At 57.5% G+C, this 348-nt stretch carries 1 protein-coding gene; it reads left to right on the forward strand.

Going from position 1 to position 348, the window contains the following annotated elements; genetic code table 11:
- Positions 1–348: hypothetical protein (locus RMT89_RS41530; RefSeq protein ID WP_399498886.1), on the forward strand; the 348-nt coding region annotated here is incomplete at both ends.

Here is a 348-nt window from a genome sequence, read left to right on the forward strand (position 1 = left end):
GCCTACCTGGAAGAAAACCGGGCGCTTGTCCGCATCCCTGTCGCTGGCCGAGTTTGCGCCTACGCGCTGGACCCTCACGAGGTCTGGAAGGGCTACGACAACGCCAAGGAATACGCGGCCTTCGTGACCAAAACCTTGGTCAACAAGGACGGCGATATCCGCCGCCGGATCATGTCGATGTTCAGCCCGGAAGAGCGGCCAAACGACGACCGCGACCCGAACACGCTGGACATGTTTGAAGGCACTCCCCACAATGAGCAACGAAACGAAGGAGAAAATCTTTATGAAAAAAACGTTCGCTCTTGCTGCCATGATGGCGGCAATCGCTCCGAATCTTGCTTCAGCGGC

The sequence above is a fragment of the Streptomyces sp. P17 genome (assembly GCF_032436805.1).
Lineage (GTDB): Bacteria > Actinomycetota > Actinomycetes > Streptomycetales > Streptomycetaceae > Streptomyces.